The organism is Chitinophaga sp. ARDCPP14 (assembly GCF_051362515.1).
Classification (GTDB): domain Bacteria; phylum Bacteroidota; class Bacteroidia; order Chitinophagales; family Chitinophagaceae; genus Chitinophaga.
This window is the reverse complement of sequence record NZ_JBKIXB010000009.1, coordinates 64634-79346: the sequence shown is the minus strand read 5'-3', so window position 1 is coordinate 79346 and position 14713 is coordinate 64634. Positions and strand designations below refer to the sequence as shown.

Genomic DNA, 14713 nt, shown 5'->3' with positions numbered 1-14713 from the left:
GACATGATAGAAGAATATAAAAAATTTGATAAATCCATCCCTTGCCCGGTCAGAACACTGATGGACCGGATCGGCGACAAATGGGCGGTACTCGTTATCAGTACCCTGGGAGAGAAAGGAACTATGCGTTTTAACCAACTGCATGAGATGATTGGAGATATCTCGCAAAAGATGTTGACCGTAACGCTTAAAAAGCTGCAGGAAGATGGATTGGTATCCCGTAAAATGTACCCCGAAATTCCTCCGAGGGTTGAATATGCCTTAACGGCTATGGGCGAAAGCCTTTTACCACATATTACAGGTCTTGAACAATGGGCCATCGCTAATATGAGTGGCATTCAACAATCCAGGCAACAGTATATGTCCGCTAAATGATATTGCAAAAAAAGCTGTCTCAAAATTCCTTTTGAGACAGCTTTTTTCTATACGTTATTATCAGAAGCTCACCTTGCCCCCCACCGTTATCCAGCGGCCAGGCATAGGCACTGCACCTGCTTCCACATAGGTTACATCCAGCAGGTTGTTGGCATCTGCATAGATCTGGTAACGTGGTTGCCTATACGCAATACGCGCATCTGCCAGCGTATAATCTTTATAATTTACCCGCATACAATAACGCGCTGCAGCAGAAACACTGAAATGGCCGATATCCGTACGCACATTGGCGGTGAACTGATGCCGCAAACTTTCAATGACATACCGTGAAATCTTCGTTGTGATCGCATCCCCTTTGAAGGATGGAGAAAGATAATTGTACCCGGCATTTACACCAAAGCTGTTAAACAGCGAACCATTATTGAAAATAGTATTATAGCCGCTGTTAAGGGAAAAACCAGTCATATCTGCGCGCTGGAAATTCTGCGGCTGCCACGGAACCTTTGTTGGATCCACACCACCGGCGGTATCTTTTACAAAATCAATAAAGTTGCTGACCTGTCTGTAGAACACTGACCCTGCAAAAGAAAATTTACCACTGAACTTCCGTATCCCCGCTTCTGCAAAGGATGCCTTTTCCGGTCCCAGGTTTTCGTTGCCAATAATACCACCGCCTTTATAATAAAGATCGGTATAAGTAGGCAAACGCTGGGCAGTACCGGCATTGGCAAACAGTTTTATATCGGGGGTAATATTAAAGCCCACATCTGCTCCCGGGAAAAACTGCCAGCCGTATACGGTGTTGTAATTGAGATAACCGCCTATCGTGAAACTAAAGCGGCGATCGGCTACCGACTTATACTCTCCATACAGCCCGAGGTTGGTTCTGTCGTGGTTACCAAGATTAGAACTCTTAATATGCTCGTAACGTCCTTCCACACCGGCGCCAATGGTACCGACAGCAGTAGTGAACGTATTATTCAGCTCTGCATCAAATACGTGGGTATTATGAAGATTGCGGTATTTATCCGGTTTTATGTAGATGTAATCATCTTTGGTGTACCGGTAGCTCACCCTGGGCGTCATCACCCAGTTGGGATTGATCCGCGAAGTATTGCTTACGGCGGCGAAGACGGTTTTCACGGTTTCTTCTGCATTCAGATCACCGGGGGCTGCATAAAAGCCGTTGGCGCCGTAACCGTTATTTACAAAACCCGCCATTACGTTGTACTGGTGCAGGGTATCGCGGTTAAAGGCGGCCTGGTAAAACGCACGGTAGTTGCTGTAGGCTGTGTTGTAGCGGTAGCCGTTGCCCTGGTTGCGGCTGGCGGAAAGCGACTGGCTCACACCATTCTTTACCAGTGCGCCGGTAGCGCCAATGCTGTAAGCGCCGTAAAGGTGATTGTTTTCGTTCTTTTTGAAGCTGCTGCCCCCGCTGCCGCTAACGGTAGCGCCGCTTTGGGTGGCTTTGCGGGTTACGATATTGATAGCGCCATTCAGTGCGTTGATCCCGTAAATACGGGCGGCAGCGCCTCTCAGTACTTCAATATGGTCCACATCGGAGAGAGACACCGGCAGGTTCATGATGTTATGCCCCGTTTGCGGATCGGTTATTTTCACCCCGTTCAGCAGCACCAGCGTCTGGTCAAAGGTACCGCCGTCGATGCCAATATCCGCCTGGATACCGCCCGGACCGCGCTGCCGCACATCCAGTCCCGGCACGTAAGCCAGTACTTCCGTGATAGACGACACCGGCATGGTTTCTATCTGCCGGCGGGTAATGATGGTAATATTACGGTTCACTGCCTTTACAGGCGCGGCCAGCCTGTTTTCCTGCACAATCACCTCATCCAGGTGATGGGTAATAAGGACAGAGTCGGCCTGCTGCTGCGCAGTGGCGCTGCCACAGAGGCCCAGGAACAGGGATATCAGTAGTTTATTGTTCGGTACTGCTACACGCATCTTTTAAAAATCGTTGCTAAAAGAGCGCAAAAGTACGTATTAAATCATTTATTCAATCATGAAAGCCGTTGCCGGCTCATGAAACGGCACCTGCGATGCGCAACCAGGTATCCCGGTCCATCTCAAACCTTACCTCACCGTTTTTCATCAGCCCTGCATTTTTCCAGCCGCTGCGGGTGTAAAACCGTTCTGCCCTTGTACCCGGCGAGGTTCCCAGCCACAACGATGTCTGATACACCGCAAAGTACCAGTCGAGCATCAGGCGCTGCAACTCCCTGCCCACTCCCACTGCCTCTGTACGCGGGTCTACAAACAGCGCCCAGATATTATGCCGGTGTGTATCCACAATGGCAAACCCCACAATAACACCGGCAGATTCACATAGCCATCCCCTGCCATCGGTAGTGAGATATTGTATGTAATCTGAGGTAGTAACCAGGTCGGGGTTATTCAGTACATTTTCCTTTACAGCGCCACGTACCCGTTGCAAACCGGGAATATCTGCAGTAGTTGCTTCTCTGAAAATCATATACAGGGATTAGGTGATTACGCCGACGCATACACGTAATTGCCAGCCAAAATATATTCACCCGGGCAAGATACATTTATCTGCACAAAAATCTTAATTTTGCAGGGCTATGACACCGGAAAATAACAGGAAAGCAAAGATCCTCAAATGGATAAAAAAGCTCGGCTTCTGGGGCTTTCTTTTCTTCCTTATAAAAGGCCTGCTATGGCTGGCCCTGGGCTATTGGGGCGTTTCTTTATTCCGCTAAAAACGGAACACCCCGTCTATCACTGTTACCGCTTCTCCTTTCAGCAATACCCGGTTACCTTGCAGCACTACTTTCAGTTCACCTCCCCGCTGCGATGCCTGGTAAGCAAAGAATTCACTTTTATGCAAACGTGCAGCCCAATATGGCGCCAGGCTGCAATGTGCGGAACCTGTTACCGGGTCTTCATCAACGCCCACCGGCGTAGCAAAATACCGGGAAATAAAATCGTACGGCGATCCTTCATCACCCTTTCCTGTAACCACCAGTCGGTATGGCGCCAGCAGGTTCCTGTCGGGCACAAAGCCGGCCACAGCAGCCCCCGTTTTCAGCTCCACCAAATATCGATCTACGCTGAACACCACGTTCGTCACCTCGTCTTTAAACAATGGCTGCAGCTCTTCCGGCAGCGTAGCGGGTTCATGGTCCCTGGCGGGGAAATCGAGCGTAATCCAACCGTTTTGCCGGCTGGCGGTGAGCAGGCCGCTCAGTGTGGTAAAGGAAATGGTTTCATCCGGAGCTACCAGCCCGGTTTCCCATAATACATGCGCACTGGCCAGCGTGGCATGCCCGCAAAGCGCCATTTCCACCAGCGGCGAAAACCAGCGCAGGTGGTAGCCATTCTCCGCCCGTAATAAAAAGGCCGTTTCCGCAAGATTGTTCTCAGCGGCGATGGCTTTCAGTACTTCATCGTCCGGCATCTGCTCCAGGAGGCACACGCCTGCCTGATTGCCTTTAAAAGGCTGCCTGGTAAAGGCATCTACCTGAAAAAATCTTACTTCCATATGTTACTGCAATTTGTAACACAAAAATGCGGTGATTTATTTTCTGAAAACAGATGCAATTCTGCTCATTTCGACCAGATCAGATATAAAAAGGCTCCATGCAACACGTGCATGGAGCCCCTGAATGTTATCATTGTGACCCTACTTTTTAGGCGGGAGCGCAAAAGCCACGGCGTCGTGCTCAAAATGTCCCTTGTGTGAACCATCACAAAACGGCTTATTGGCAGAACGTCCGCAACGGCAGATCCCTACCGCTTCCCGGCCGCCCAGGTCGTATTTGTTGCCGTCTTTATCCACGATCTCAAATTCACCTTCTATCTTCAGTGAACCATTGTTGTTAACAGTAATCTTAGTAGCCATAAATGTTCCTTATTTGAGCGGCAAAAGTAGGAAAAACAATTGGCTATTACGTTAACACCGGGTTAGCCTTCTTCCACAACCGAAAGTATATTGCCGGCAGGATCAGCAAACCAGGCTATCACCGGTCCGCCTCCACGGAATATTCCTTTCTCATCTGTTTTAAGTTCCCCTTCATATTGCTGGAACTTTACACCCTTTGCGGTCAGCTGGTCTACGGCTTCTTCCACATTACTCACCTGGAAGTTAAGCACCGTAAAGGTAGCAGGTGTATGATCCGGTTTTTCATAGATCCAAACCGATGGTATCCCCGCAATTTTAAGTGTGATCACCGGCTCTTTGCCGGCTGATACTACTTCTATTCCCAGCGTTTCCTGGTAAAAATTCTTTGCCTGCTGCAGATCATTAACCGAAAAACTGCTGAATGCTTTTGTTTTCCCAAACATAATAACTGATTTTTTCAGGTGAAGAATAAATGCAGTGAAACCCCGCACAGCGGCCTGCTCCATTGCATATGCAGATATAAATATATCACCATTATATCACAGTTACAGGGGGTAAACAGGGCAAATAACGGGTGTATTACGACATAAATTCTTTCACTGCTTCTCCCAGATCATATACCGGCGTTTGCGTCTTTAATGCGGCCGCTACAATACTGCTGCCCGCCGCACTTCTATAGCCACCGGCACAATGCACTACCACCGGCTTATCTGCCGGAATTTCGGATGCCCGTTCCCGTAGCTCATCCAATGGAATGAGCATCGCATGCTCAAAAAGTGGTTCCTCTTCTATTTCTGATGGCATGCGTATATCCACAATCGTATACTGCTCCGGATGTTCCCGGAAATCCGCCAGTGGTATGGGCGCCATCATTTCGGCTCCTTTTGTATAAACCGCCGCAGCCCTGATATTACGCTCGTAACCAATTTTAGCAGCCTTGCGGATCACCTCCTGCACCTCCGCTTCATTCTCTGCCAGCAAATAATACGGCTCCTCCGGCGCCACCATGCTACCCAACCACGTTTCAAATTTTCCACCGTTCTGCAGGTTAATTGCATTAGGCAAATGCCCCTGCTTAAAACCGGACTGTGGCCTGCTGTCTATTATAACAATATTTTCTTCAAACGCTGGTGTGCCCTTTATGACCTCCACTTTATCCAGCGAAGCCTGCAAAACCGGCGCTCCTTCCCGGTTTACAGCTACATCATAGGGAAAGTATTTTGGAATAAAAGGCTGCTCCGATAATAAAGCCACCACAAATTCTTCTTCCGTAAGCGGCTGCAGGCTCCAGTTGCTCACTTTCTCGGCAGCAATCGTGCTGCTGTCAGCATCACCGAGCGACTTACCACATAACGTACCGGCGCCATGTCCCGGGTATACCAGTACATCATCCGCCAGCACCATCAGCTTTTCATGAAGGGAATGATACATTTGCTTGGCCAGTTCATTGCGGCTCACAATAACATTGCCGGTATTCTCCCGGAGATCCGGACGCCCGCAATCGCCCACAAACAAAGTATCGCCCGTAAATACAGCCCTGGGCTCTGCTTTATACACCAGCACCACACTGATGCTGTCCGGCGAATGACCGGGTGTATTCAATGCTTTCAGCACAATATCCCCCAGCATCATCCGCATACCATCATCAAAAGTTACATGCGGGTAAGCTGCATGGGTATACTTGGAACAATAAATAGTGGCTCCCGTAACGCGGTGCAGCTCCAGGTGACCACTCACAAAATCCGCATGCGGATGGGTTTCAATAACACCGGTGATCTTTGCATTCAATGTCTTTGCATACGCCAGGTAAGGCGCAACATCCCTCGCCGGATCTATCACAATCACTTCCCCCGACTTTTCACTGTAAATAGCATAAGAGTACTGCGCCAATCCCTTGTCTTCAAACTGTTGGATATCCATGACTGTTTATTTTTAATGAGGTAATTGCATGCGTCCGGAATGAAGCATACAAGTTACGACAATCAGTATTATCACCAGTTACCCTTATTTGTTTGTTTTCGGGAGATGTAAAACGCCCCGGGACTTCCGGGGCGCAAATTATTCACAGGGGTTACTTTACAAAACGTGGCTGCAGGTAAGGCGCTGCACCCGGCAGCTTTACCTTGTACCGGTAAAAGCCGCCAAAGGAATCTTCTTCTTTTAATAATTCATGCCCCGCTTTGCTGATCCAGAAAGTTTGCGAGTAATGCCCCCGTGGCGAATCCCCTTCGGTTAACAACTTCCAGCAGTCCACCGGCCGCTGATCCAATGTCTGCAGCACTTCACTGCCGGTTACTTTATATGTCACATACGCAGGAGGTTCCAGCCCCGCATCGTAAAACCGGATAACAAAGGTTTTGCCGGCCTTTAAAGGCAGCATCTCAAACGTTTCAATGTCGAGGTTCCAGTTATAATTGGGACGGTCAAAAGCCAGCTTGAAATCCGCCGCTTTATTGTTCATGGTGGCAGTGTCACCGCTGATCCCATTAACCGTCCAGCGATAAGCCTGCTGCTCCCCGCCCCTGGTTTGTGCATGATATAATGGTGAAAAATCGGCCACGCTGTTATAGGAAATGCTTTCGAGATACCGGGCAGTGTCGCTCCCATACCAGTGCTGGGTGATCCGGAATACCGGCTCATTGTTGTGGCTCGTTTTCTCAATCTCCCGCACCCACAGGCTCAGGTCCAGCCAATTACTGCGGGAAGGCATCTGGAAGTACACGAGGTATTGTTTTACTCCTGGCTTCAGGAAGGCTGTATTCAGCCGGTGATGTTGCTGATCAACTGTATCGGTTTGTGCAAAAGCAGGGAGCATGGCAATGGTGACTAACAGTACCGAAAGGACCAGGAAACGTTTAGGTTGCATATCTATCAGGGAATTTAAAGTTTTCAATATCCGCCGCCGGAGGGCATACGGACGTGTAATTATGCTCAAAGATTCCCGGTTTCCGGTCTGTCAAAAAAATGATTTCAATAACAACCCCTGTATTTTTAATAACCAGGCGGTTTTACACATCACCGGCCCTCGTTGAATTTCCGGGCCTGCCCGTTGAGCCGTTACCGGTATTTATTGAATCCTGAACAGGACGGGGGCTAATGAGCGCAAAAGCTTCGTAAATTGAGACATGCAATTGATAAGTCGTATGCCGGCAGCCGCAAAAGTGCAATGGGCGCTTTGGCTGGTTGTTTTCCTGATGATGTTTTTCTCCATGCTGCCGGAAGATGGCTTCTGGCAGGCCGCCATTTTTTCATTGTTCAACACCCTTTTTTATGCGCTGGTCATTTATGGCAATATCAGCTGGCTCTATTCACGGCTTTATTTAAAAGGCCGTATAGTGGTATACGTTATAGCCGTGCTGCTGTTTTTACTGGTGGCAGGATTATCCAGGGGCTTCTTTCTCAGCTGGATCTACAACACCTGGTTCACTTCGCATCCCGAACCCGTTACCGTAAAAATAATGCTCCGGTATATGACCGGCATCCCGATGTTATTTTTACTGAGCTTCGTATTCCGGATGGCCATCGTTTATTTTGAACTGAAAGCACAGGCCGCCGCACTGGTTTTACAGAACACGAAAGCAGCACTCAACCTCCTGAAATCACAGGTGCAGCCGCATTTTCTTTTTAATACGCTTAATAACATCTATTACGAAGCCTACCTGGAAGCCCCACGGACCGCCGCCCTCATTGAGCGGCTGTCGGATATCATGCGGTATTTTGTAGATGAAAGTCCGAAGGACCAGGTAGACATCTCCACAGAAATAAACTTCCTGGAAAATTATATAGCTTTGGAGCGCATCCGCATCCGGCATGATATCGACCTGCAATTCACCCGCGAGGTACCCGGCGGATGCAGTATTCCACCGATGTTACTAATGACTTTTGTAGAAAATATTTTCAAACATGGGATCGATAAAACCAGTTTACAAAACCACATTGATATTTCACTCGTGAAACAGGAAAACAGGTTACTCTTTACCACCCGCAACAGCTTACCGCAACAGCCGGTACATAATCATCCGCTGGGGTCCGGCATCGACAACCTCCGGAAACGCCTTACCCTGCTGTATGGCGCCGGCTTTATCCTGCAAACCGCCCGGTCAGAAAATTATTTCACCGCCTTTTTATCCATTCCGTTATGAGCCTGAAATGTATCATTGTTGATGATGAACCCAATGCGGTAAATTTGCTGGAACTGCATATTCAGCAAACCACCGACTGGCAGCTCATCGCCAAATGCTATCACGCGCTGGAAGCACTGACGTTCCTCAAAAGCAACAAGGCAGACCTGATTTTCCTTGATATAAACATGCCCCGGCTCGATGGCATGGAACTGGCCGCACTGCTGCCGCCGGAAATGAAAATTGTGTTCACCACCGCCTATACGGAATATGCCGCCGCCAGTTATAATTTCCAAACGGTCGACTATCTCCTGAAACCCATTACCCTTAAACGTTTCCTGGCGGCCCGGCAAAAAATAGAATCAGCGTTTATGCATCCCCGTATGCCGGAAACCGCCGCCCCGGCGCCTTCCGCCGATTACTATTTTGTAAAAACCGGTAAAACTCTCCAGCAGATTAAACTCTCTGAACTACTATACGTTGAAGGAGAAAAAGAATATCTGCGGATCGTTACCCTCCGGGAAGAAATACTGGTTTACAAACGCCTGAAAGAAATTGCCAGCCAGCTGCCGCCGCCTTTTATCAGGGTACACAACTCCTACATTGTAAACACCAGCCGGATCGATAAAATCCAGGATAATCACCTGTTCATCGCCGGCAAACGTATTCCGCTAAGCGACAAATTCCGGCCCGCATTCATGGAACTGATACAACAGCGTTTTTTATAAACCGGTATTTTACTTAAATTGCAGTTACCGCAATTTTCAACCAAAATGATATACAGGGAAATCCTTCCGGAACAACTGTTAAAACCATATGTAAAATGTTACTACCATTTTGAATCCGAGGCAGACACTGCTATCGACGATGTAGTATTTCCCGGCGGTCACATGGAAATTATCTTCAATCTGGGAACAGCCACCTGGAAAACAGCCAGCAATAATATCTTTCAAAACACCCCTAAAATTGAACTCTGGGGCCAGATTACCCGTCCCCTTCCCGTGAAAGCCGCAGGCAGCTATAATAAAATGCTGGGCGTGAGATTTTACCCCCATACCGCCGCATTTTTTATGCAGGAAGATATCATGCTGCTGAATGACCAGGTGAACGACCCTGCAGATATGTTAGGCAAGTCCATACACCAGTTGCATATGAAACTGCTGGAAGAAGAAAACCTGGACCGGCAAATAAAACTGGTGGCACAATTCCTGTTAAACAGGCTACAGGAAGTAAACCGGAAACCGCTGAACATCGCTATGGTGGGCAATATCATCCACCAGATGAAGCAGCCGGACGCCGATGCAAAAATTGAAAGTATCGCGCGGCAACATCTTATATCTTCCCGGTATCTTCATAAACTCTTCTTACAGTATACCGGCGTTCCGCCCAAATTTTATACAAAACTGCACCGGTTCCAGAAAAGCCTGGAACTGGTGCAGCAACACAAACTTTCCCTCACAGCCATTGCTTATGAATGCGGGTATTTCGATCAATCCCACTTCATCCGGGAATTTAAATCCTTCACCGGCGTTTCCCCCGCCTCCTATAAAGTATCCCCCTATCCTGTTACGCTGATCTGATTGGTTCTCATCATTTTGTTTTCGCCACTGCCGATGACAACAACCCCGCCACCTTTGCTTCCATCCCATCTGATTTGTTGCGGGCAGCATCTGCTTTCACAGCGTTAGCGGCCGCCCATTGCATCAGCGCATTGTCATTCCCTTGAGCAGCCAGCGTAGCGATCCGGTAATAAGTATAAGCCAGCAGGTCCGGTGCGCGTGATACGCATTGCAAAGCACGCTCATAATAGGCCAATGCTTCCGCCGGTTTATTTTGCATCGCAGCAATACGCCCCATGTGGTAAAAAAGTGTAAACTCCACACCGTACTGGTCATCCGGGAAACCTTCCTTAATATAGGATTGCGCCAGCCGCATTGCTTCGTCATTTTTTTGCTGGCGGCGCAGGTTCATCACCCGCACCACTTTTGCCTGGGCAAGCGCCTCCGGTGTTAGCGCTTCGTCCCAGTGAAGCACTTTGAAATAAGGATCTACCTGTACCTCCTTTACTTCGCCATTAACCGGCAGTTGCAGCTGATTGCTGCGGTCGCGGATAGTGACTTGCTGCAGTGAAGTGGTTCCGTTGCTATACGTGATCAGCACTTCCAGCGGAAGATGATATATACTGTCTTTTTGCGTAATGCTGAGTTGCAGTTTGTTTTGCTGTTGCTGCCAGCTGCTTTGCCAGGAAGGTGCGCCCAACTGCTCAAACCACTGGCGGTAAAACCATTGCAAACTGCTGCCATGCGCTTTCTCCACTTCCATCTGGAAGCCGTCCCACGTAACGCCGGTTCGATTATATTTATCGCCGATCGTGCGCAGCGCTTTATGAAATACGGCCTTACCAACGGTGTTAGATAATAGTTCCAGGGCAAGAAAACCTTTACTGTCGCCAATAGTATGACCATTGTTGCCTGACAGCGACACTAACGCTTCATCATTACCGGCAGCTACGTTTTTAAGATAGCCCAACCCACACTGATCGCTGATATAACCGGGGTAACCGGTTCTCCGGTAGGCCATCGCATGGGCGCTGTCGAAATGACTCACCACCTGCAAAGAACCATATTGTGCCAGTCCCTCCGAGAGCATGGCCTCCCCTTTACTGCCGGCCGATAACACTTTATTGCCCCACCACTGGTGACCTATCTCGTGACCAAAAAGCGCATAGTTAAATTCGCGCAGCGCCCCGGTAGGCATGGCCACACCACCTAGAATACTGGCGCCGCCAATACCTGTGATTTCAGCCACATAGTCGGGGTATTCAATAATGGAAAAGTTGGGAATGTCCAGCGGACCAAATTGTGAAGACAGGTAGTCCAGCACCGCAGCGGACTTGCGGCTTAGATCGTTGCCATCAACACCCTTACTTAAACTGTAAGTATAAAAAGACCACTGCCCTTTATATTCCTGCCGGGTGTAATTACCGATATAAAGTGAGAAAATATCCGGTTGTGCGTAGTGGAATGTATAAGTGTGCCCGGTCACTGTCACCTTACTTGCAGCCATTACAGGCATCAAATTAACGGAAGTGGTAACAGCAATGGTGCCGGTACCACGGGTATGATTACCTGCGCCATCTGTAACCTGTGGATACCACGCAGCGCCATAGCCGCCAGCCATGCAAAAGGTACTGTCGAGATAATACTGGAACGCCGGCGCACCACCCCGCTCATACGCACAGGTAAAGTGCAGGGCCGTTCCTGCCGGCAGCGGCGATCGGAAATGCCAGCGGTAAATAATATCCCCGGAAGCCTTGCGGCTGGTATCCATTACGGCGGCAGCACCCTGTAACTGCAGCCTTACCGGTCCTGCGCCCTGGCTGATGACAACATCCACTGAGTCGGCAGCAGCCGTGTCGGTTTTAAAACTAAATCCGCCCTGTACAAAAAACGACTTCTTTACCAGGTCCGCTTTTACCTGCAACTGGTAATCCAGGTTACGCTGTGCTGATAATAATGCCGGCGCTAACAAATATAAAAAGACGATCAATCGGCGCATACTCTTTTTCTACAAAGTAACGGCCGGCGCCACAAATAAAATGGTACCGGATTAACTTTTTAGCAATGTCCGGAATTTATGGGGAGTAGCACGGTAAAACAACCGGAAACACTTTACCAGGTGGGAAGCATCGGAAAAACCGGCGGTAAAGGCAATATCTGTTACCGGCAACGTAGTGGTGAACAACAAGGTCATCGCTTTTCGCACCCGCATCTTTAACTGGTACTCGCCGGGCGTAATCCCCTCCCTTTCTTTAAAGGCACGGGCCAGGTAAACGGGGTGTACAAACACCCGCGCGGCTAACGACTGAATAGTATGATGAGTATCAAATTCATTTTCCAGGATCTGCTTTGCTTTAGGAAGCCAGGGCAGGCGCTCAGGCATTTTGTCATTGGTATATTCACACAGCCAGTTGATAATATGTTCTTCCGGTAATGAACTGCCCGGATCCTGTACAAAAGCATACAACAAGCGGTACAGGTAATCGAATGTGCCGGTTTTATAGATCGCCGCGGTGCGGGGAAGCAAATGATCCAGTTCCAGTTCCTGCAATCCGCCTGGTTTAAATTCTATATTCAAACACTTGCCGCCTACTGCCTGGAAGTGGTTGGCATGGCTGTATCCGGCCGGCCGGAAAAGCACTTCGCCGGGAACCACCCCGCTCTCCGTTTTTTTACTTCTCTCTTCATAACTGCCGCTGATCAGCAAACTCAGGTACGCATTTTCATGATAGTGCTCACGGATCTGCACATCCGGCTGGTATGCCGTGATGTTCAGCCGGAAAGACGCATTCTCGCTGACCTGTTGTTCTTTGCCAAAATAATTACCTGGCGACAGGATAATACTCATAAAACGGGCCCGTATCCTTTAGGCGTAACGGTTATCAAAGATACTTTAACCATTTCGTTTTCTTAACTGAGTTTACATTTCCTCCCTTTCATACAACTTTAGTCCTCTCGATAACCGGATGATCGATTTAGTCATACGGCTTACTCTCGTTTCCGTTCTTTTGGCGGAATAAATCCAGTCGATATAAAATTTCTGCTCACTTTCAGACAGGGATGCAAAGAAACGGTTAGCAGAGGGCTCGTCTTCCAGGCAAGCCTTCAGCTCCTCCGGTATTTCCAGCGGATCATCATCCCGGAACAAAGTGATTTCCACCCAATCGCCTTCTTTCTTTTTTATTTTCTTCCTGATAGCTGCTTTTACAGGAAGAAATAACACCCCATTGCCCATAGGCATCAGGTGGCATTTTTTTATTTCATGGTCGTCAATAAACCCCTTTACTCTTACCAATCCGAACGCTTTCACTTTATCGGGCGTAATTTCGGGGATACGCGCGAAAGTCCATCCACCTTTCCCGGGGATTTTCTCAAGGCGGTAGGATTGACGGACGATTGGTGTAGCAGCCATAATATCAGAGATGGAACGAGCCTTAAAGTTATTGTATTTTAACATAAATGATCTTTTCAACACCGGAAACTGTCCACATGTCAAAAATGTTTTCCTGAAAACCGCCGGTCAGATAGGTTTGCACTAAACAATTATCTATGCAACCAATATCTTCTTCCCGGCTGGCGTATTTAGACTGGCTCCGCATCATCGCTATCCTGGGCGTCCTGTTCTTCCATTCCGCGATGCCCTATGTGTCTGAATGGGGATGGCATATAAAAAATAAAGAAACCAGCAATGTGCTGCTTGAAATGAACGACTTCCTCCACCGATTCCGCATGCCCCTGCTGTTCTTTGTTTCCGGCACAGTAAGCTATCTTATGCTACAGCGTAATTCCGGCGGCAGCTTTATCGGCCTGCGTTTCCGGCGGCTGTTTATTCCGTTGCTGATGGGCATACTGATTATTGTTCCACCTCAGGTATACATGGAACGCCTCACCCAGGGCTTCAAAGGCAACTTCTTCGACTTCTACACCAGTATGTTTACCACCGGCGCCTATCCGCACGGCAACATGAGCTGGCACCACCTGTGGTTTATCGCTTACCTGCTGGTATATGATATCATTTTTGCGCCCGTTTTCGTATGGCTGATCTCCGGCAAAGGCAAAAATCTACTTCAAAAATTAAACTGGATGGGAAGCAAACGGTATATCTACCTGTTCATCATCCCGGGAACACTGGTGCACACCTTTCTGCTCATCTGGTTCCCGCAAACCGGCGATCTGGTACACGACTACGGCTATTTCTTCTACTGGTTGTTTTATGTACTGGCAGGATTTATCTGCATTGCCAATCCCCTGTTCATGGACAGCCTGGAACGGAACCGCCGGTTTTCACTGGCCATCGCTTTCGCCGGCCTTATGATCATTAACTACCTGCGCTGGAATAAAATGGAACCCTGGCTCTTCAACGACAATGCTAAACATGCTCCCTTTACCTACGTATATATGGCTTTAAGCGGCATTGTTGCCTGGATGTGGGTACTGGCGATTGTTGGCTACGCAAAAAAATATCTCAATAAACCCCTGCCCATCCTGGCATATGCCAACCAGGCCGTATACCCGTTCTATATCCTGCATCAAACGGTTATTGTAATACTTACTTATTACCTGGTGCAGGTACCTGATGGCGTTGGACTGAAATACACTTTTACCGTTCTGGTTACTTTTTTAATCAGTATATTCATCTTCCATTTGTTTATCAGACCCTTTGCCATCATGCGTTTCCTGTTTGGCATGAAACCACCGGCACGGGAAGGGAAAGATCGCAGATCCAAAGAAACAAAGTTAATACCGGCACAACCTGAAGTGGCATAATTAATCAGCTA

General features: G+C 48.5%; 16 protein-coding genes. 6 read left to right on the top strand and 10 right to left on the bottom strand.

The window, feature by feature from the left end; all coding sequences use genetic code 11:
- Positions 1-3: 3 nt before the first annotated feature.
- Entirely contained in the window at positions 4-375 is a 372-nt protein-coding gene (locus tag ACLHR0_RS23100) for a winged helix-turn-helix transcriptional regulator (protein ID WP_429047514.1), read from the top strand.
- Between the two features lie 60 nt (positions 376-435).
- On the opposite strand, the gene ACLHR0_RS23095 is transcribed toward ACLHR0_RS23100, so the two are convergent.
- Positions 436-2337, bottom strand: a complete 1902-nt coding sequence (locus ACLHR0_RS23095) for a TonB-dependent receptor plug domain-containing protein (RefSeq protein ID WP_436489867.1) — start codon at positions 2335-2337, stop codon at positions 436-438.
- A gap of 76 nt (positions 2338-2413) precedes the next feature.
- Positions 2414-2866 carry a GNAT family N-acetyltransferase gene (locus tag ACLHR0_RS23090; protein ID WP_429047511.1) on the bottom strand — a complete coding sequence of 151 codons (453 nt, stop codon included), beginning with the start codon at positions 2864-2866 and terminating at the stop codon, positions 2414-2416.
- Positions 2867-2975: 109 nt separating this feature from the next.
- Between ACLHR0_RS23090 and ACLHR0_RS23085 the strand changes: the two genes are divergently transcribed.
- Positions 2976-3113 carry an alanyl-tRNA synthetase gene (locus tag ACLHR0_RS23085; RefSeq protein WP_370910237.1) on the top strand — a complete coding sequence of 46 codons (138 nt, stop codon included), beginning with the start codon at positions 2976-2978 and terminating at the stop codon, positions 3111-3113.
- On the opposite strand, the gene ACLHR0_RS23080 is transcribed toward ACLHR0_RS23085, so the two are convergent.
- The 5 genes from ACLHR0_RS23080 to ACLHR0_RS23060 form a co-directional block, all read right to left on the bottom strand.
- Positions 3110-3895 carry a PhzF family phenazine biosynthesis protein gene (locus ACLHR0_RS23080; protein ID WP_436489865.1) on the bottom strand — a complete coding sequence of 262 codons (786 nt, stop codon included), beginning with the start codon at positions 3893-3895 and terminating at the stop codon, positions 3110-3112. The two genes, ACLHR0_RS23085 and ACLHR0_RS23080, sit on opposite strands and share 4 nt — an antisense overlap.
- Before the next feature lie 141 nt (positions 3896-4036).
- Positions 4037-4255 carry a CDGSH iron-sulfur domain-containing protein gene (locus tag ACLHR0_RS23075; protein WP_370910235.1) on the bottom strand — a complete coding sequence of 73 codons (219 nt, stop codon included), beginning with the start codon at positions 4253-4255 and terminating at the stop codon, positions 4037-4039.
- Between the two features lie 62 nt (positions 4256-4317).
- Positions 4318-4761: a VOC family protein gene (locus tag ACLHR0_RS23070; RefSeq protein WP_436489862.1), complete on the bottom strand. Its 444-nt coding sequence runs from the start codon at positions 4759-4761 to the stop codon at positions 4318-4320.
- A gap of 73 nt (positions 4762-4834) precedes the next feature.
- Positions 4835-6175, bottom strand: a complete 1341-nt coding sequence (locus ACLHR0_RS23065; RefSeq protein WP_436489861.1) for an MBL fold metallo-hydrolase — start codon at positions 6173-6175, stop codon at positions 4835-4837.
- Between the two features lie 151 nt (positions 6176-6326).
- Positions 6327-7121 (bottom strand): DUF3108 domain-containing protein, encoded by a 795-nt coding sequence (locus ACLHR0_RS23060; protein ID WP_436489859.1) that lies wholly within the window; start codon positions 7119-7121, stop codon positions 6327-6329.
- A gap of 259 nt (positions 7122-7380) precedes the next feature.
- Between ACLHR0_RS23060 and ACLHR0_RS23055 the strand changes: the two genes are divergently transcribed.
- Genes ACLHR0_RS23055 through ACLHR0_RS23045 form a run of 3 tightly spaced genes read left to right on the top strand, consistent with a single transcriptional unit; the run spans position 7381 to position 9956 of the window.
- Complete coding sequence (locus ACLHR0_RS23055) at positions 7381-8397, top strand: sensor histidine kinase (RefSeq protein WP_436489858.1); 1017 nt, start codon at positions 7381-7383, stop codon at positions 8395-8397.
- Positions 8394-9104, top strand: a complete 711-nt coding sequence (locus ACLHR0_RS23050; protein WP_436489856.1) for a LytR/AlgR family response regulator transcription factor — start codon at positions 8394-8396, stop codon at positions 9102-9104. The genes ACLHR0_RS23055 and ACLHR0_RS23050 overlap by 4 nt, the downstream gene beginning before the upstream one ends.
- A 45-nt stretch (positions 9105-9149) precedes the next feature.
- Entirely contained in the window at positions 9150-9956 is an 807-nt protein-coding gene (locus ACLHR0_RS23045) for a DUF6597 domain-containing transcriptional factor (RefSeq protein ID WP_370910229.1), read from the top strand.
- A 10-nt stretch (positions 9957-9966) separates the two neighbouring features.
- Here the strand turns inward: ACLHR0_RS23045 and ACLHR0_RS23040 are convergent, their stop codons facing one another.
- The 3 genes from ACLHR0_RS23040 to ACLHR0_RS23030 form a co-directional block, all read right to left on the bottom strand.
- On the bottom strand, positions 9967-11934 hold the full coding sequence (locus tag ACLHR0_RS23040; protein WP_436489853.1) for a M1 family aminopeptidase: 1968 nt from the start codon (positions 11932-11934) through the stop codon (positions 9967-9969).
- Positions 11935-11985: 51 nt separating this feature from the next.
- Positions 11986-12783, bottom strand: a complete 798-nt coding sequence (locus ACLHR0_RS23035; RefSeq protein ID WP_436489851.1) for a helix-turn-helix transcriptional regulator — start codon at positions 12781-12783, stop codon at positions 11986-11988.
- Positions 12784-12855: 72 nt separating this feature from the next.
- Positions 12856-13392 carry a DUF1905 domain-containing protein gene (locus ACLHR0_RS23030; RefSeq protein WP_436489849.1) on the bottom strand — a complete coding sequence of 179 codons (537 nt, stop codon included), beginning with the start codon at positions 13390-13392 and terminating at the stop codon, positions 12856-12858.
- A gap of 92 nt (positions 13393-13484) precedes the next feature.
- Between ACLHR0_RS23030 and ACLHR0_RS23025 the strand changes: the two genes are divergently transcribed.
- Positions 13485-14702, top strand: a complete 1218-nt coding sequence (locus tag ACLHR0_RS23025; RefSeq protein ID WP_436489848.1) for an acyltransferase family protein — start codon at positions 13485-13487, stop codon at positions 14700-14702.
- The last annotated feature ends 11 nt before the right edge of the window (positions 14703-14713 follow it).